Genomic DNA, 16,502 nt, shown 5'->3' on the forward strand with positions numbered 1-16,502 from the left:
CGAGGGAGAAGACGCTGATCACCCATATCGAGGACGGTCTCGACTTTCTCGGCTGGCGTATCCAACGTCATCGGAAGCGAGGCACCAGTAAACACTTCGTCTACCTCTATCCGGCCAAGAAGGCGCTTCGCTCCATCATGGCCAAGGTGAAGAAGTTGTGCTGGCAGGACGTGAACCTGCCGCTCGATGCCCTGCTGCACCAGCTCAACCGGGTGCTGCGGGGCTGGACCGCCTACTTCAAGCATGGTTCGTCGAAGGCGACTTTCAACTACCTCCGGGCCTACACCTGGAAGCAGGTATTTGGATGGCTTCGCCGTAAGCATCCTGCCGATCGACCGGATCGCCGCCGACCGGCCCTTCTACTCCGGCTGTGAGCATGATGGTCGCGCCGTTCCGGCCGTGGCTTGACTCGTACTCTGGCTGGCTGCTTGTGCCTTGTGTTTGATCTGTCGGCCCGGTCGGAGCGGCGCGTACCGGCACCGGGCCGGCGGAGCGTGTCCCGATAGGGGCCTTGGCCTAGAAGGCACCGTCACAGTCCTGACCGCTCCACCGACCGGCGCTGGCCATCGGCACTGCGTCGTCGAACAGGAGCACCGTGACCACCCTCAGCATGCCCGCTGCCTTCCGCACCGTCCAAGCCGCCGAGGCCGTCGCTGCGCCGCGTTCGGTGGTGCTCGGCGTCGACACCCACAAGGACGTGCACGTCGGCGCCGTACTTGACCATGTGGGCGGGCTGCTGGGCACCGGGGAGTTCCCGGCTACTGCGGCCGGCTACCGCCAGCTCCTTGACTGGGCGTGCACGTTCGGAACCGTGCTGCGGGCCGGGGTGGAGTGCACCGGCTCCTACGGCGCTGGTCTCGCCCGCTACCTCGCGACCCAGCGGGTGCCGGTGGTGGAGGTCAATCAGCCCGACCGATCCGCCCGGCGTCGCCGGGGCAAGACCGATGCCGTCGATGCCGAGTCAGCCGCTCGGGCCGCGTTGTCGGGCACCGCGCGGGCGGTGCCGAAGAGCGGCGACGGGCAGGTGGAAGTGCTGCGCATGCTCCGATTGGCGAAGAACTCCGCGGTCAAGGCCCGCACCCAGGCGCTCAACCAGCTCAAGGCCGTGCTGGTCAACGCTCCGTCCGCCCTGCGCGAGACACTGGAGCCGCTCTCGACCTGGATACTGGCCCGCCGTTGCGCGGAGCTGGTCGACCCCTGTGGGGGCAACCCGGCAGCCGAGACGGCAGTCTTCACGCTCCGACTGCTCGCGCAACGCGTTTTGCGGCTTCGGCAGGAGGTCACCGAGCTCGCGCGGCGAATCACCGCAGCGGTGCGGGCCAGCGCACCCAGCCTGCTGGAGCGGTTCGGGATCGGACCGGACAGCGCCGCGGCCCTGCTGATAGCCGCCGGAGACAACCCTGAGCGGCTGAGCAGCGAGGCATCCTTTGCCGCACTGTGCGGCGCCAGCCCGGTCGAGAAGTCCTCGGGAAAGACCCAGCGCCGTCGGCTCAACCGGGGCGGGGACCGGCAGGCCAACGCCGCGTTGCACCGCATCGTGGTCACCCGCATGCGCCAGGACGGGCGCACCCGCGCTTACCTGGAGCGACGCACCGCCGAGGGACGAGGAAAGCGCGAGGTAATGCGCTGCTTGAAGCGCTACGTGGCCCGCGAGGTCTACGCCCTGATACGCGCCGACATGATCACGTGCCACCAGCGGCCTGACGACCCATCAGCCCTCACGACCGCTGCTTGACAAACATAGGGGCATCAAGCACAAGAAACACGGCATGAACGTGCAGGTCCTCGCCGACCCGGCAGGCAGACTCCTGTGGGCCTCGCCCGCGCTGCCCGGCGCCGTCCATGACATCCGCGCGGCCCGCGAACACGGCATCATCGACGTCCTGGCCGAGGCCGGCATCCGCTGCTGGGCGGACAAGGGGTACCAAGGCGCCGGCGGCACGGTCCGGCTGCCCTACCGCGGCCGGTGGGAGAAGCTGTCCGCAGGTCAGCGGGAAGTCAACCGCGCCCACGCGAAGATCCGTGCCCTCGGCGAACAGGCCATGGCCACCCTCAAGACCTGGCGGCTCCTGCGCAAGCTGCGGTGCTCCACCACCCGCATCACCAGCCTCGTCCAAGCCGTCCTCACCCTCCACCTGACCTGCTCAAACGAAGGTTGAAAACGGCTCAAGGTCTCGAATACGTCTGTCGGGGTGTAGCGCAGGTCGCCCTTCATTGTCGAGCCCCGATCAATGGCCCACCAGTAGTGAGGTGCACTACTCAGGGCAGCAAGAACTCCGGGATCGCCATCAGTAATTACACACAGCGCATCGGAGAATACCTGCTCAGTTGTGACACTCACAGGCATGACCGTATGCGTGTGTCTGGTAATAGCGATGCACTGGTCCAACCCAACTAGGGCTTTATAAAACCCAGGCGCCCATTCCGCAAAGAGCCACCATCGCCGGCGGCGAGATTCGCGATTATTCAAGGCACGCTCAGGCCGCACGTCACGCAAGACTTGCTCGTACGCACGAGGATATTTTCTTGCCTCACTCTCTGGCCAGTCAAGGAAAGTGATCACCCAACGCTGAGTCGAATGCGCGGGATCGCCGTTCAACTCCTTTCCGTTTGGGTATGGAAACAGCACGTCGGCGTATCGCGCATCCTCGGAGATCCACTTCCGTGCGGCATCTACGCCCAGCGCGAACCCCATACCAAGCACGTAGGAGCCAATAAAAGATACTTCGCCATTAATATTCAGCGGCTCCACCCATAATGCTTCCCTGGTCGCCGGACTCAGTGACGTGGAAATCCCATAAGGAACGAAAGAATCTCCCAAAACACGAGTGGCGTTAGTCGCCACTGATGTCACACTGGCCCACACTGCACAGTGCTCGAGAACCGCTGATTTAGATGGCCATGGCTTACTCTTAATTGCCCGGCGAATGGTAATGCCCGCGGCAACAAGTTGGTCTAGTCCAACCTCTCGGGAGTCGCCTTTGGGGCGCCGCCCAGCACGGCGGCCCCACACCCCGGAGAGTCCCTCGATGAGTACCACCGACGCCGTACCCGTCACCCTGGCCGAGATCGCCCGGATCGCCGGTGTCGGCCGCGCCGCGGTGAGCAACTGGCGACGCCGTCACGACTCGTTCCCCACCCGTATCGGCGGTACTGACGTCAGTCCGCAGTTCTCGCTGGCCGAGGTCGAGCAGTGGCTGCGCGACAACGGCAGGCTCGGGGACGTCGGCGGCCGTGAACTTCTGTGGCCGCGTTTCGAGGCGCTGAGCAGCAGGGACGAGTCGGGGCTGGCCGTGGCCGAGGCGGCCCGCCGGATGCGTTCCTCCCGGGCCCGGGTCGCCCACCCGGAACTGTCGGCCCAGGCCCGTGAGTTGGTGGCCGAGGCGGCCAAACTGGGGCGCAGGGAGGGTCCTCGCGAGACGTTCGAGTTTCTGCTGCAGCGGTGGCTGGAGACGCATGTACGGCAGCTCAGCACCACGCCGCCGCAGCTCGCCGCGCTGATGGCGCAGGCCGCTCTCGCCGTCCGGCTCGGCGAGGACGCGGACGGACTGACGGTCCTGGACCCGGCCTGCGGCACCGGGCACCTGCCCGCGGCGGTCGCCCGCGAGTACGGCGGGTCCGGTCTGACGGTGCTCGCCTGCGAACGGGACCCTGCGCTCGCCGCGTTGGCCGCCGCCCGCCTCGGCTTCATCGCGGACGACCGTGATGTCCGCACGGAGGTCGTCACGGCCGACGCGCTGCGTAAGGACTGCTTCGCCGGGACACCGGCCGACATGGCCCTGTGCAATCCGCCGTTCAACGAGCGCGACTGGGGCTACGAGGAGCTGGCGACGGACCAGCGCTGGACCCACGGGCTGCCGCCGCGCACCGAGCCGGAACTGGCCTGGGTGCAGCACCTGCTCTCCCACCTCAGGCCCGGCGGGGCGGCGGTCGTCGTCCTGCCGCCCGCCGTCGCCTCCCGCAAGGCGGGCCGCCGCATCCGGGGCTCCCTGCTGCGCACCGGTGTGCTGCGGGCGGTCGTGGCGCTGCCGCCCGGGAGCGCCCAACCGCACAGCGTCTCGCTCCAGTTGTGGGCCCTGCGCGCCACGGCGGACGGCCCGTCGGCGGCTCCTCCCGCGCAGGACGCCCTCCTGGTGGACGCCACCCGGTTCGCCAGGCCCGGAGCGCGCGAGCCCGGCCCCGACTGGGACGCCCTCGGGTCCTTCGTCCGCATCGCCCTGGAAGTCCTCGACCGGCCGGACCGGAATCCGCCGGAGGGCGCCGTCCGGGTTCCTCTGCTCGACCTCCTGGACGACGAGGTCGACGTCACCCCGGGCCGCTACGCCGTATCCGGCGCAGAGCCCTCCCGTGCGGAACTCGCGGCGTCCTGGCGGGAGCTGACGACACAACTGGCCGATCTCACCGGCTGCGCACAGTACTTGGCGGGACTGGATCTGCGGCCCCGGACACCGCAGACCACGGCGACGGTCGGGAACCTCGTCAAGGCGGGCGCCCTCACCCTGCTCGCCGGGCAGCAGCCTTCGGACGGCGTCCCCTCGCCCGGTGCGGCCGGACTGCCTCTGCTCACCGTGTCCGACCTGCTCCAGGACGGTGTCCCCGGCGGGCGTGTCCCCGAGGGGACGGCCCATGCCGTGGCCGAGGAGGGCGCCGTGGTGGTCGCCGGAGTGATCCGGGCCTTCAGTGCCTGGGTGCACCAGGGGCCGCCGACGGCACTGGGCACGCAGCTCTACGCGCTGCGGGTGGACCCGGAGAAACTGGACGCCCACTTCCTGGCCGGCTGCCTGCGTGCCCCCGCCAACGGACGCCAGGCCGACACCCACGCCTCCAGCTCCTCCCGGGTGGACATCCGGCGCCTTCAGGTACTGCCCCTCCCCCTGGAGGAACAGGCGGCCTACGCCGCGGCCTTCCGCCGCCTCACGGACTTCGAGGACCTTCTCGCGCGCGCCGAGGACCTGGGACGCCGGCTGGTGAACGACGTGAGCGACAGGCTCGCCGCGGGCGGGCTGGGCGACTGACAGGAGCGCTCGCGCGGAATCGCGGGGTTTGCCGCTTGCTCCCCCGCGCCCCGTGCCGAGTGCCGAGTGTCCGTCGCGCACGGCGAATTGGCCGGTTCGGTGTGTCCGGACGCGACGTGGGATGGATCATGGATTCCATGATCCATACTTCGCGTCGCGGCCTGCTCGCCGCCTTCGCCGTCTCTGCCGCTTCCGTCCCGCTCGCCGGCCTGGCCGCAGGCCCGGCTCACGCCGATGCAACCCCCGCCTCCGTCGACCCCCTTCCGGCACCGGCCGGCCTGTCCTCGGCCCGCTCTTCGGTGACTCTGCCTCCACTGGACGCCTCCTACTTCACGCCGGTGACGCTGACCTCCCCGCTCACCACCTCCGTGCTGTCCGGGACCCCGGCCCGCACCGAGGTCACCTCGGGTGGCAGACGGGTCGCGCTGCTGACCCACGGTGCCCGGACCGTCCTCCTGCCGGGTCCGCGAAGAACGTTCACCGAGAACAAGCGGCCCTTCGTGGACGACTTCCAGCGCACGCTGACCGGCTGGGGGAGTTCGCCGGGCGGCGGCAGCTGGAACACGCTTCCCTCCAGTCCCGCCAGTTACTCGGTCGTGCCGGGCACCGGTCTGATCACCCTCACCACCTCGGGTGTCAGCCGGCACGCCAACCTGCGGGACGACGAGATCACGGACGTCGACGTGCGGTCCGTGGCCCGGTTCGACAAGGTGCCCACCGGCGACGCCTGTTCGTACGGGCTGACCTTCGGTTACCAGGACAGCCACAACAACTACCGTGCCCGGCTGTCCTTCACGACCAGCGGTGCGGTCCAGTTCCGTGTCGAGAAGGAGGTCGGCGACGTCGTCACCCAGCTGGCCTCGGCCCTCACGCTGACGACGAGCAGCCCGGCGAACACGGACTGGACGATCCGGGTGCGCCGCGAGGGCTCCCGCATCAGGGCCAAGGCGTGGCGTTCCGACGCCGCCGAGCCGTCCGCGTGGGCGTTCGACGTCAACGACTCGGCCTTCGGCAAGGGCCGGGTGGGCCTGCGCGCCCTGGCCAACGGCGGCTGCACGAACTTGCCAGTCACCCTGCACGTGAGCCGCTTCGAGGTGAGCGCCGCCAACTGGCACACCCCGCCGAGTGTCACCCACGGCGACTGGGTGCGGGTGCTGCCGGAGCCCTTCGACGGCGCCTGGACGCCCGAGCTGGAGCAGACGGTCCGCGGCTGGGCCGGCTCCACCGTGCCGGACGCGCTCGCGTACGCGGCGATGTTCCTTCCGGGCGCGCCCGCGGTCACCGCCGGGGACGGACCGGCGAAGGGCAAGCAGGTGCTGGGCGAGTCGGGTTACGGCTACCTGAACTCACAGGGGTACCGCATGGTGGGCGCCGACTTCCACGAGTACATGAACATCAGCTGGACCTTCCCCGACGGCACCTACACCGGTGCGTCGAGCAGGGATGCCGGGAACCTCGACTGCTCCGGCTACACGCGCATGGTCTACGGCTACCACATGGGCGTGCCCATGGCCGCGAAGGCGGACACGTCCGGGGATCGGATACCGCGCCAGTCCCGTGACATGGCCGACTACACGCCCGGTGTGCTCATCGACCGGACCGACGGCACCCGCCCGCCGGCCGCGAACCTGCTCCAGCCCGGCGATCTCGTCCTGTTCAACGCTGACTCCGGGGACGACGGGGACCAGCAGACCAGCACGGTCGACCACGTCGGGATCTACCTCGGGCGGGACGCGGCCGGCAAGCGCCGCTTCCTGTCCAGCCGCAAGACGATCAACGGTCCCACCATGTCCGACATGGGCGGCTCCTCGCTGCTCGACGGCACGGGCCTCTACGCCGAGTCCCTGCACACGGTGCGCCGTATCTGAAGCAGTGCCGGGAAGTACGAGGCGGGGCCGGGGATGAGCACCACTCCCGGCCCCGCCCGTCCGCCGCCTCGGCGAACGTCCTGTGAGCTGCGCGTGGCCGGCTGGGCAGCCTTGGTGAGGTCCGGTGCGGCACCGCGCCCCGTAAGGGGCGCGGGGAGCTGCGCGGCCGGCCCCACCGGTCCGCGGGTTCGTCACCGTGCTTCCAGCGGAGCGCTTACCGCTTGGGGGCCTTGCGGGTCGCGCGCAGCCACTCCTTGTTCATGCTGGTGATCGACATCAGGGGGATGCCCTTGGGGCAGGCGGTGGCGCACTCGCCGGCCAGGGTGCAGCCGCCGAAGCCCTCCTCGTCCATCTGGGCCACCATGTCCAGGACGCGGGTCTCGCGCTCGGGGGCGCCCTGCGGCAGGACGTTGAGGTGGTTGATCTTGGCGGAGGTGAAGAGCATCGCCGCGCCGTTGGGGCAGGCGGCCACGCAGGCGCCGCAGCCGATGCACTCGGCGTGCTCGAAGGCGAAGTCGGCGTCCGGCTTCGGTACGGGCGTGGCGTGGGCCTCGGGCGCGGCGCCGGTGGGGGCGGTGATGTAGCCGCCGGCCTGGATGATGCGGTCGAAGGCCGAGCGGTCGACCACCAGGTCCTTCACCACCGGGAAGGCCGACGCGCGCCACGGTTCGATGTCGATCGTGTCGCCGTCCTTGAAGGACCGCATGTGCAGCTGGCAGGTGGTGGTGCGCTCGGGGCCGTGCGCGTCGCCGTTGATGACCAGGCTGCACGCGCCGCAGATGCCCTCGCGGCAGTCGTGGTCGAAGGCGACGGGGTCCTCGCCGGAGAGGATGAGCTGTTCGTTGAGGACGTCCAGCATCTCCAGGAAGGACATGTCGGGTGAGATGCCGTCCACCTCGTAGGTGGACATGGCGCCGTCGGCGTCGGCGTTCTTCTGCCGCCAGACGCGCAGGGTGAGCTTCATGCGTAGCTCCGCTGAGTGGGGTGGACGTACTCGAAGACCAGGTCTTCCTTGTGCAGGGTGGGGGCCTCCCCCGTGCCCGTGAACTCCCAGGCCGCCGCGTAGGTGAACTCGTCGTCCTTGCGGGCCGCTTCGCCGTCGGGGCTCTGGGACTCCTCGCGGAAGTGGCCGCCGCAGGACTCGCTGCGGTGCAGGGCGTCGAGGCACATGAGCTCGGCGAGCTCCAGGTAGTCGACGATGCGGTTGGCCTTCTCCAGGGACTGGTTGAGCTCCTCGCCGGTGCCGGGGACCTTGATGCGCCGCCAGAACTCCTCGCGGATCTCGGGGATGCGCTCCAGGGCCTTGCGCAGGCCGGCGTCGGTGCGGGCCATGCCGCAGAACTCCCACATCAGCTCACCGAGTTCGCGGTGGAAGGAGTCGGGGGTGCGGTCGCCGTCGACGGCGAGGAGCAGGTTGAGCCGGTCCTCGGTCTCGGCGAGGACCTCCTGTACGACCGGGTGCTCGTCGGTGACGTCGTCGTCGGACTTGTGCGGGTTGCGGGCCAGGTAGTCGTTGATGGTGGCCGGGAGGACGAAGTAGCCGTCCGCGAGGCCCTGCATCAGCGCGGAGGCGCCGAGGCGGTTGGCGCCGTGGTCGGAGAAGTTGGCCTCGCCGATCGCGAACAGGCCGGGGATCGTGGTCTGCAGGTCGTAGTCGACCCACAGGCCGCCCATCGTGTAGTGCACGGCGGGGTAGATCCGCATCGGCACCTCGTACGGATCCTCGTCGGTGATCTGCCGGTACATGTCGAAGAGGTTGCCGTACTTGGCCTCGACGGCCTTCCTGCCCATCCGCCGGATCGCGTCCGCGAAGTCCAGGTAGACGCCCTGGCCGCCGGGGCCGACGCCGCGGCCCTCGTCGCAGACGTTCTTCGCGGCGCGGGAGGCGATGTCACGCGGGACGAGGTTGCCGAAGGACGGGTAGATGCGCTCCAGGTAGTAGTCGCGCTCGTCGTCGGGGATCTCGTTCGGCGGGCGGTTGTCACCCTTGGCCTTGGGCACCCAGATTCGGCCGTCGTTGCGCAGCGACTCGCTCATCAGGGTGAGCTTGGACTGGTGGTCGCCGGTGCGCGGGATGCAGGTGGGGTGGATCTGGGTGAAGCAGGGGTTGGCGAAGTACGCGCCGCGCCGGTGCGCCCGCCAGATGGCGGTCGCGTTGGAGTTCATGGCGTTGGTCGACAGGTAGAAGACGTTGCCGTAGCCGCCGGAGGCGAGGACGACGGCGTCGGCGAAGTACGTGTCGACCTTGCCGGTGATCAGGTCGCGCGCCACGATGCCGCGGGCCCGGCCGTCCACGACGATCAGGTCCAGCATCTCGGTGCGCGGGTGCATCTCGACGTTGCCGGCGGCGATCTGCCGGGACAGCGCCTGGTAGGCGCCGAGCAGGAGTTGCTGGCCCGTCTGGCCGCGGGCGTAGAAGGTGCGGGAGACCTGGACGCCGCCGAAGGAGCGGGTGTCGAGCAGGCCGCCGTACTCGCGGGCGAAGGGGACGCCCTGGGCCACGCACTGGTCGATGATCTCCACCGAGATCTGCGCCAGGCGGTGCACGTTGGACTCGCGGGCGCGGAAGTCGCCGCCCTTGACGGTGTCGTAGAACAGGCGGTGGACGGAGTCGCCGTCGTTGCGGTAGTTCTTCGCCGCGTTGATGCCGCCCTGGGCGGCGATGGAGTGGGCGCGGCGCGGGGAGTCCGAGTAGCAGAACTGGACGACGTGGTAGCCCTGTTCGGCCAGGGTGGCGCCGGCCGCGCCGCCGGCGAGGCCGGTGCCGACCACGATCACCGTGTGCTTGCGCCGGTTGGCCGGGTTGACCAGCTTGGCCTCGAAACGGCGCTTGTCCCAGCGCTCGTTGATCGGGCCGGACGGGGCCTTGGTGTCGACGACCGGGTCACCGGTCGCGTACTCGACGTAGGAGGTCATGTCAGCTCACCACTCCGGTCATGACGCCCACCGGGACGGCGATGAAGCCGGCCGTGAGCAGCACTGCGAGGACGTTGGCGACGGTCTTCAGGGCGCGGTCGCGGGCCCGGCTGCCGACGCCGAGGGTCTGGGCGGCGCTCCAGAAGCCGTGCCGGATGTGCAGGCCGAGCGCCAGCATGGCGACGATGTAGATCACGTTGCCGTACCAGGTGGAGAAGGTGGCCACGATGTTCTGGTACGGGTGGCCCGGCTGGAAGCCGGAGTGCACGGTGCCGGTGGTCAGGTCGAGGATGTGCCAGACGATGAACAGGCCGAGGATGATCCCGCCCCAGCGCATGGTGCGGGTCGCGTAGCTCGCCCTCGGCTTCGAGTGCACGTACTTGGTCGGGCGTGCCTTGATGTCGCGGCGGCTGAGCTGGTACGCGGAGACGGCGTGGGCGACGACCGCGATCACGAGGACGATCCGGACGAGCCAGAGCGCCCACTCGTAGTGCAGGAACGGTTCGCCGAGGGTGCGCAGCCAGTGGGCGTAGTGGTTGAACTCGCCGGCCCCGAAGAAGATCTTCAGGTTTCCGATCATGTGGACGACCAGGTACAGCAGCATGATCAGACCGCTGACCGCCATCACGGTCTTCTTGCCGACGGTCGAGCCCCACACGGTGCGTGCCCTGGACGGCCGTCGGTCCGTCCGCGTTGCCAGTGCCATGTCTCCGCACGGTAGGGCCTTTGGACCCTATCGGTCCAAGACATGGTACGGCTCGTTTCGATAGGGATTTTCTATCGAGGGCTATGCTGGGGGCGTGCAGTTCCAGCAGCTTCAGTACTTCGTGGCGGTCGCCGAGACCCGGCACTTCACCCGGGCCGCAGAGCTGGTCCATGTCGCACAGCCGTCGCTGTCGCAGCAGATCAAGGCGCTGGAGCGGGAGCTGGGCGCGGATCTGTTCCTGCGGGCCCGGGGCAACATCACGCTCACCGACGCGGGTGAGGCGCTGCTGCCACTGGCGCGGCGGATCCTCGCGGACGCGGACACGGCGCGGCACGAGGTGCAGGAGCTGGTGCAGCTGCGGCGGGGGCGGGTGCGGCTGGGGGCCACCCCCAGTCTGTGCACGGGTCTGCTGCCGGATGTCCTGCGGGCCTTCCACGACCGGTATCCCGGCATCCGGCTGCTGATCGAGGAGAACGGCTCGCACGACCTGGTGCGGGAGCTGGCGCGCGGCGCCCTCGATCTCGCCCTGGTGGTGCTTCCTCTGCCCACCCCCTCCCCCGCGCTGACCACGGTGGAGTTGCTGCGTGAGGACCTGGTGGTGGTCTCGTCACCGGAAGCGCCCGTGCCCGGCGGTCCAGGACGGCGGACGGTCCGCATCGCGGACCTGGAGGGCGAGCGTCTGGTGATGTTCCGGCACGGGTACGACCTGCGGGAGCTGACGGTCGCCGCGTGCCGTGCGGAGGGGTTCGAGCCGGACTTCGCGGTCGAGGGCGGTGAGATGGACGCGGTGCTGGGGTTCGTGCGGGCGGGGCTGGGGGTCGCCGTCGTGCCGCGCATGGTGGCGACCCGCGCCGGTCACGGGCTGCGGGTCACGCCGCTGGACCGGCCGGGGCTGCACCGGACGATCGCGCTGGCTCACCGCAGTGATGTGGCTCCGCCCCGGGCGGCGCGGGAGCTGCAGCGGATGCTGGTGGAGCGGTGAGGGGTGGTTTTTTCGCCCCCGCCGCCCCTACCCGCCCCGTCCCCGGGGGCTCTGCCCCCAGACCTCCGGGGGAGCGTGTTCAGGTGCGGGTGCATCGTGGTTGATCGCGCCCCCGCGGCGGAGCCGCATATCGAAACAGCCCCGCGCCCCCAGGACCCCTTCGGGGTCCGGGGCAGAACCCCGCCGGACACCCCCGGTCAGCCCGTCGCGTCCGCCAGCGCCAGTTCGTGGAGGCGTTCCGGGGGGCCCGGGCGGGCGTAGTACCAGCCCTGGGCCGTGTCGCAGCCCAGGACGCGGAGTTGTTCGGCCTGGGCGCCCGTCTCCACGCCCTCCACCGTGACCGCCAGGTCCAGGCTGTGGGCCAGGGCCACGATGCCCTCGACGATCTTGAGGTCGACGGGGTCGGCCGGGAACCGCTGCATGCTCTGGGTGAAGGAACGGTCCAGCTTGAGGATGCTCACCGGCAGCCGGCGCAGGTTGGCCAGGTTGGAGTAGCCGGTGCCGAAGTCGTCCAGGGCGATGTCGACGCCCATCTCGGCGAGCCGGCGCAGGGGTTTGAGCAGGTCGTCGTCCGCGCCGATCAGCGCTGACTCGGTGACCTCCAGGCAGAGGGCGTCCGGCTGCACGCCCGCGCGTTCCAGGATCTCGACGGTGTCCTGGACGAGACCGGGGTGGTGGAGCTGGCAGGGCGAGAGGTTGACGTTGATGCGCAGGGGGCCCGCGGATTCGGCGTCGTACAGCTCCCGCCACTCGCGGGCCTGGCGTACCGACTGCTCCATGACCCAGCGGCCCAGCGGGACGATCAGCCCGGTGTGCTCGGCGAGCGGGATGAACCGGTCGGGGCCGATGATGCCGTGCTGCGGGTGCAGCCAGCGCACCAGCGCCTCGGCGCCCCGTACCCTGCCGTCGCCGAGGTGCACCAGCGGCTGGTACTCGATGAAGAACTCGCCCCGGTCCAGGGCGGTCGGCAGCGCCGTGGTCAGCCCGTGCCGGGTGATGGCGCGGGCGTCGGCCTCGGGGTCGGCGAGCTCGAAGCGGTTGCCGCCGGCCGACTTGGCCCGGTACATGGTGATGTCCGCGCTGCGCAGCACCTCCGCGGCGCTGCGTTCCCCCACCGGGCCCTCGACTACGCCGATGCTGCCGCGCACGGTCAGTTCACGGCCGTCGATGCGGATGGGCGCGACCAGCGCGTTCATGATGCGGGCGGCGAGCTCGTCGACCTCGTGCCGGGTGTCGGTCCCGGTGGTCAGCGCGACGAACTCGTCGCCGCCGAGCCGGGCGACCATCTCGCCGGGCGCGGTCGCGCACGCCTGCAGCCGGTCGGCGACCTCGACGAGCAGCCGGTCGCCGACCGCGTGCCCGAGGCTGTCGTTGATGGTCTTGAAGCCGTCCAGGTCGAGGTAGCACAGGCCGAAGCGCCGACCCTCGCCCGCGTTCAGCGCCTTCTCCAGCCGCTCGAAGAACAGCGTGCGGTTGGGCAGGCCGGTCAGCGCGTCGTGCGTGGCCTCGTAGCGCAGGCGGAGGTTGAGCAGCCGCCGCTCGGTGGTGTCCTCCATCAGGGCGAGCTGGTACTGGGGGTTGCCGTCGGCGTCCCGGAGGAGGGAGACGGTCAGGTTGGTCCACAGGACCGTTCCGTCGGGCCGGTGGAAGGCCTTCTCCACGTGGTAGTGCTCGCGCTCGCCGCGCACCAGCTCCTCGTACAGCCGCCACACCTGCGGCGCGTCCTCGGTGTGTGTCCAGTCCTGTACGTTGCGGCTGCGCAGGCCCTGCTCGGAGCCGCCGAACATGCGCAGCAGCGCGCCGTTGACCTGCAGGACGTTGCCCTCCAGGTCGGCGATGCCGATGCCTATCGCCGCGCCTTCGAACACCGCGCGGAAGCGTGCCTCGCTGGTGTGCAGGGCCTGCGCGACCACGCCCTGGGCGCGCAGCGCGGCCTGGGCGATCGCCTCCTGCTCGGCCAGTGTCCGCTCGCGCAGCGCCCGCGCGAATCCGGCCGCCATCGCGTGCTGCAGCCGGGAGCAGCGGGCCCTCAGGTCCTCCTGGTCGCCGCCCTGTCCGCAGTAGAGCACGAGGTAGGCGTCGAGGCAGTCCAAGGAGCGGCTGAGCGCCTCGGGCGCGGTGCAGTGCGCGTCGACCAGCGCGGCGCCGACCGCCTCGCCCTCCGCGGCGTCGAAGACCCTGGCCAGCAGTGCCCGGCTCAGGCGGCGGGCGAGCGGCAGGAGCCGTTCCTCGAACTCCGGGCGGGTCAGCGAGGTGGAGGTCACCGGGAAGACCGCCCGGCTCCAGATCGTCGTCAGCCGGCGCAGTCTGCCCTCCGGCCCGTCCGGTTCCGCGCTCACGCCGTACGCCCCACGCCGGCGAAACCGGAGAAGGCGTACGGGTCCTCGTCCTCCGGTGCCGTACGAGACCGCCAGGACGCCATCGGCACCAGCCCGGGTTCCACCATGTCGTACCCCTCGAAGAACCGCGCGATCCGGTCACGCGAGCGCATGATCAGCGGGTTGCGGATGTCCTTGTAGACGTCGGCCACGGACTCGCTGCGCTCCTCGGGGAGCGGGATTCCCTCGTGCGAGGCGTGCGTGAGGATGAGCAGGCTGCCGGGCGCGAGCGCGTCGCGCAGCTGGGCCACCGCCTGGTAGGGGTCGTCCGTGTCTTCCACGAAGTGCAGTATGGCAACGAGAAGCAGCGCGACTGGCCGGTTCAGGTCGATCAGCCGTCGCACCGGGGGGCTTTCGAGGATTTCCCGGGGCTTGCGCAGATCGGCCGCGACCACGTCCGCGTCCTCGTTGCCCTCGAGGACCGCCTGGCTGTGGGCGACGGCCACCGGGTCGTGGTCGACGTACACCACGCGGGCGCCGGGGCGGGCGGCCTGGGCGATCTCGTGCACGTTGCCGAAGGTGGGGATGCCGGAGCCGACGTCGAGGAACTGGGTGATGCCCTCGTCCAGGGCGAATTCCACGGCGCGGCGCATGAAGGCCCGGTTCGCCTGCATGATCCTGGGCAGTCCCGGCATGAACTCCATGGCCTTGCGGGCCGCTTCCCGGTCCACCTCGAAGTTGTGCGAACCGCCCAGATAGTAGTCGTAGATACGAGCGACGCTCGGCACCGAGATGTCGATACTCCGTGGGGCCCAAGCGGGACGCTCCATCTGTCTCTCCAAGAGTAGGCGATCCGGTGTTCGAGCCGAAGGCTACTGATCGCCCGCCAACAGGGCGAGCGGAAACGGAAATTGACCATCCGTTCCCGGTCACCACCTGCGGCTGCGGCCCACCCTCCGCGTCCGCGTCACGACGAATCGTCCCGATGTGCGCACACGGCGGACCGCCCCCTCCGTGCGGCGCGGAGGGGGCGGCCGGTCTGCCCTGATCTGAGAGAGCGGTCTACTCCGGCGCGCCGACCGGCTTGCCTTCGGGCGAGACGGCGAACCAGGTGCCGCCGACGCCCTGACCGTTGGTGTCCCCGGGCTTCTTGTCCCCGGAGAAGGTGTAGATGGGCCAGCAGCCGATGGACATCTGCTTGACGCCGTCCGGCCGGGTGAAGGGCATCAGGCCCTTCTTCACGATGCCCTTGACGTCGTTCTCGGCGACGGGCGCCACGGCCGGCCACTTCTCCAGGCAGGAACCGGTGCAGGCGGACACCGACTTCGGCCACGCCTGGTCCTTGGTGAAGCGGTAGACCGTCATGCCGTTCTTGTCGACGATGATGTCGCCCAGCTCGGTCTTCTTCACCGACAGACCCGGCAGGCTCGCCAGCGAGGCCTTCTTGCCGTCGGGCGCCAGGGCGAACCACTTGCTGTTCACGCCCTGGCCGCTGGTCTCACCGGCCTGGGTGTCCTTGGCGTAGCGGTACGCGGGCCAGCCGCCGATCGTCAGCTGCTTGGTGCCGTCGGAGCGGGTGACCTCGCCGAGCAGGGTCTTGTCGATGCCGGCGCCGGCGGTGGCGTCGTCGGCGGGAACGGGCGGCCAGGCCGTGGCGCAGTCGCCGTCGCAGTTGGACTTGGGGGGCTCGGCCGTGTCCGCGTCAAAGCGGTACAGGGTCATCCCGGCACTGTCCGTCACCACCTTGCCCAGCTCCGCGTTGGCGGAGACCGCGAGCTGTCCGGCGGGCTTCGACGCGCCCGCGGAGTCCTGCTGGCCGTCGGCTCCGTAACCGTTGCCGGCGCCGGCCCCGGCACCCGTGCCGGAGTTGTCGAGGCCGCCGACCGGGGCCGTCGCACCCACGCTCTGGCTGCCCACCGAAGGGGTTTCCTGACCGCACGCCGTCGTCAGCGCCAGCACAGCCGCGGCAGCCGCCACGAGTGAGGCCCTCCGCCAGGAGGTGTTCATCGTCAACTCCCCATAATCCCAAGGGTGTCGCAGCGCCCTGCTGCGCCGTCGCACGACACTGGGTACGCACGGGGACGCCGGTTGTGTTCAACGGCGGCGCGGATTTCTTTCCGGGACCTGTGACGCGTTCCGGCCGGCCCGTACACGCGTACCCGTCCACGGCGGCGCGCCGACCGGCTGATCAAACCCTCCGACCTGCCGTTCCCCACCTTCGGGGCAATCCACGGGCACCGTGGCGTGCCCCGGCCCGCCAGAGCCCATGATCTCGCTCGTGCATGGAGTGCATCGACCCGAACCGACCCGATTCGCCCTGGCGCTGCGGGTGTTGGCGCCGGCGGTCCTGGCCTGGGCGTGCGTGGGCTGGCCGGCTGTCCCGGCCGCGGCCGACGCCTGCGCGTACGTCTCCACGGGACCGGACGGGACAGTGGCGGTGTCGGCGGCCGGCGGCGGCTCCTGGCCCTCGCTGCCGCCGCCCTGCCAGCAGCCGGCACCGCCTCCCCCGCCCACCCCGAGCCCCACGCCGACACCGACGCCGAGCCCCACGCCGACACCGACTCCCACGTCCGAGCCTCCCCCGCCGGAGCCCGCTCCCCGGCCGGCACCACCGAAGCCGAGGCCCACCCCGGCACCCGAGCCTCCATCGCCCCCGCTCCCGGCCCCCGCGGCCCCGCAGCCCCGGCCCGCGCCCCC

11 protein-coding genes and 3 pseudogenes are annotated in these 16,502 nt (G+C 70.3%); 7 read left to right on the plus strand and 7 right to left on the minus strand.

The features are described from left to right. The 3 genes and pseudogenes from DEP02_RS18150 to DEP02_RS18160 all read left to right on the plus strand — a co-directional run. On the plus strand, positions 1-374 hold a 374-nt coding region (locus DEP02_RS18150), incomplete at its 5' end, for a group II intron maturase-specific domain-containing protein (protein WP_332871982.1). Positions 375-610: 236 nt separating this feature from the next. Next, positions 611-1,735 (plus strand): IS110 family RNA-guided transposase, encoded by a 1,125-nt coding sequence (locus DEP02_RS18155; protein ID WP_112468660.1) that lies wholly within the window; start codon positions 611-613, stop codon positions 1,733-1,735. A gap of 4 nt (positions 1,736-1,739) precedes the next feature. Then, positions 1,740-2,159, plus strand: a pseudogene (locus tag DEP02_RS18160) (transposase family protein); the annotation flags it as partial. A gap of 23 nt (positions 2,160-2,182) precedes the next feature. Here the strand turns inward: DEP02_RS18160 and DEP02_RS35695 are convergent. Then, positions 2,183-2,695 (minus strand): annotated as a pseudogene (locus DEP02_RS35695) (type IIL restriction-modification enzyme MmeI); the annotation flags it as partial. Between the two features lie 334 nt (positions 2,696-3,029). Here DEP02_RS35695 and DEP02_RS18165 point away from each other — a divergent pair. Further along, positions 3,030-5,015, plus strand: coding sequence for an N-6 DNA methylase (locus tag DEP02_RS18165; protein WP_112468662.1), 1,986 nt, complete (start codon positions 3,030-3,032; stop codon positions 5,013-5,015). 137 nt (positions 5,016-5,152) lie between these two features. Continuing rightward, entirely contained in the window at positions 5,153-6,883 is a 1,731-nt protein-coding gene (locus tag DEP02_RS18170) for an NlpC/P60 family protein (RefSeq protein WP_112468664.1), read from the plus strand. A gap of 214 nt (positions 6,884-7,097) precedes the next feature. Here DEP02_RS18170 and DEP02_RS18175 read toward each other — a convergent pair whose 3' ends face one another. Genes DEP02_RS18175 through DEP02_RS18185 form a run of 3 tightly spaced genes read right to left on the minus strand, consistent with a single transcriptional unit; the run spans position 7,098 to position 10,505 of the window. Then, the gene (locus DEP02_RS18175) at positions 7,098-7,847 is read right to left on the minus strand and encodes a succinate dehydrogenase/fumarate reductase iron-sulfur subunit (RefSeq protein WP_112468666.1); all 750 of its coding nucleotides are present in this window, start codon (positions 7,845-7,847) and stop codon (positions 7,098-7,100) included. Continuing rightward, positions 7,844-9,799 carry a fumarate reductase/succinate dehydrogenase flavoprotein subunit gene (locus DEP02_RS18180; protein WP_112468668.1) on the minus strand — a complete coding sequence of 652 codons (1,956 nt, stop codon included), beginning with the start codon at positions 9,797-9,799 and terminating at the stop codon, positions 7,844-7,846. Before DEP02_RS18180 ends, DEP02_RS18175 begins: the two co-directional genes overlap by 4 nt. A 1-nt stretch (position 9,800) precedes the next feature. Continuing rightward, complete coding sequence (locus DEP02_RS18185; protein WP_112468670.1) at positions 9,801-10,505, minus strand: succinate dehydrogenase; 705 nt, start codon at positions 10,503-10,505, stop codon at positions 9,801-9,803. 94 nt (positions 10,506-10,599) lie between these two features. Here DEP02_RS18185 and DEP02_RS18190 point away from each other — a divergent pair, with 94 nt between their 5' ends. Further along, a complete protein-coding gene (locus DEP02_RS18190) occupies positions 10,600-11,487 on the plus strand; it encodes a LysR family transcriptional regulator (RefSeq protein ID WP_112468672.1) in 888 nt (295 codons plus the stop codon). Between the two features lie 197 nt (positions 11,488-11,684). Here the strand turns inward: DEP02_RS18190 and DEP02_RS18195 are convergent, their stop codons facing one another. The 3 genes from DEP02_RS18195 to DEP02_RS18205 all read right to left on the minus strand — a co-directional run bounded on the left by DEP02_RS18195 (position 11,685) and on the right by DEP02_RS18205 (position 15,812). After that, the gene (locus tag DEP02_RS18195; protein ID WP_112468674.1) at positions 11,685-13,826 is read right to left on the minus strand and encodes a putative bifunctional diguanylate cyclase/phosphodiesterase; all 2,142 of its coding nucleotides are present in this window, start codon (positions 13,824-13,826) and stop codon (positions 11,685-11,687) included. Continuing rightward, on the minus strand, positions 13,823-14,635 hold the full coding sequence (locus DEP02_RS18200; protein ID WP_112468676.1) for an SAM-dependent methyltransferase: 813 nt from the start codon (positions 14,633-14,635) through the stop codon (positions 13,823-13,825). Before DEP02_RS18200 ends, DEP02_RS18195 begins: the two co-directional genes overlap by 4 nt. 232 nt (positions 14,636-14,867) lie before the next feature. After that, the gene (locus DEP02_RS18205) at positions 14,868-15,812 is read right to left on the minus strand and encodes an SCO0930 family lipoprotein (protein ID WP_112468678.1); all 945 of its coding nucleotides are present in this window, start codon (positions 15,810-15,812) and stop codon (positions 14,868-14,870) included. A 351-nt stretch (positions 15,813-16,163) separates the two neighbouring features. Between DEP02_RS18205 and DEP02_RS34820 the strand changes: the two are divergent. Continuing rightward, positions 16,164-16,502, plus strand: a pseudogene (locus DEP02_RS34820) (hypothetical protein); the annotation flags it as partial.

This window comes from Streptomyces triticisoli (genome assembly GCF_003270085.1).
Taxonomy (GTDB): Bacteria; Actinomycetota; Actinomycetes; order Streptomycetales; family Streptomycetaceae; genus Streptomyces; species Streptomyces triticisoli.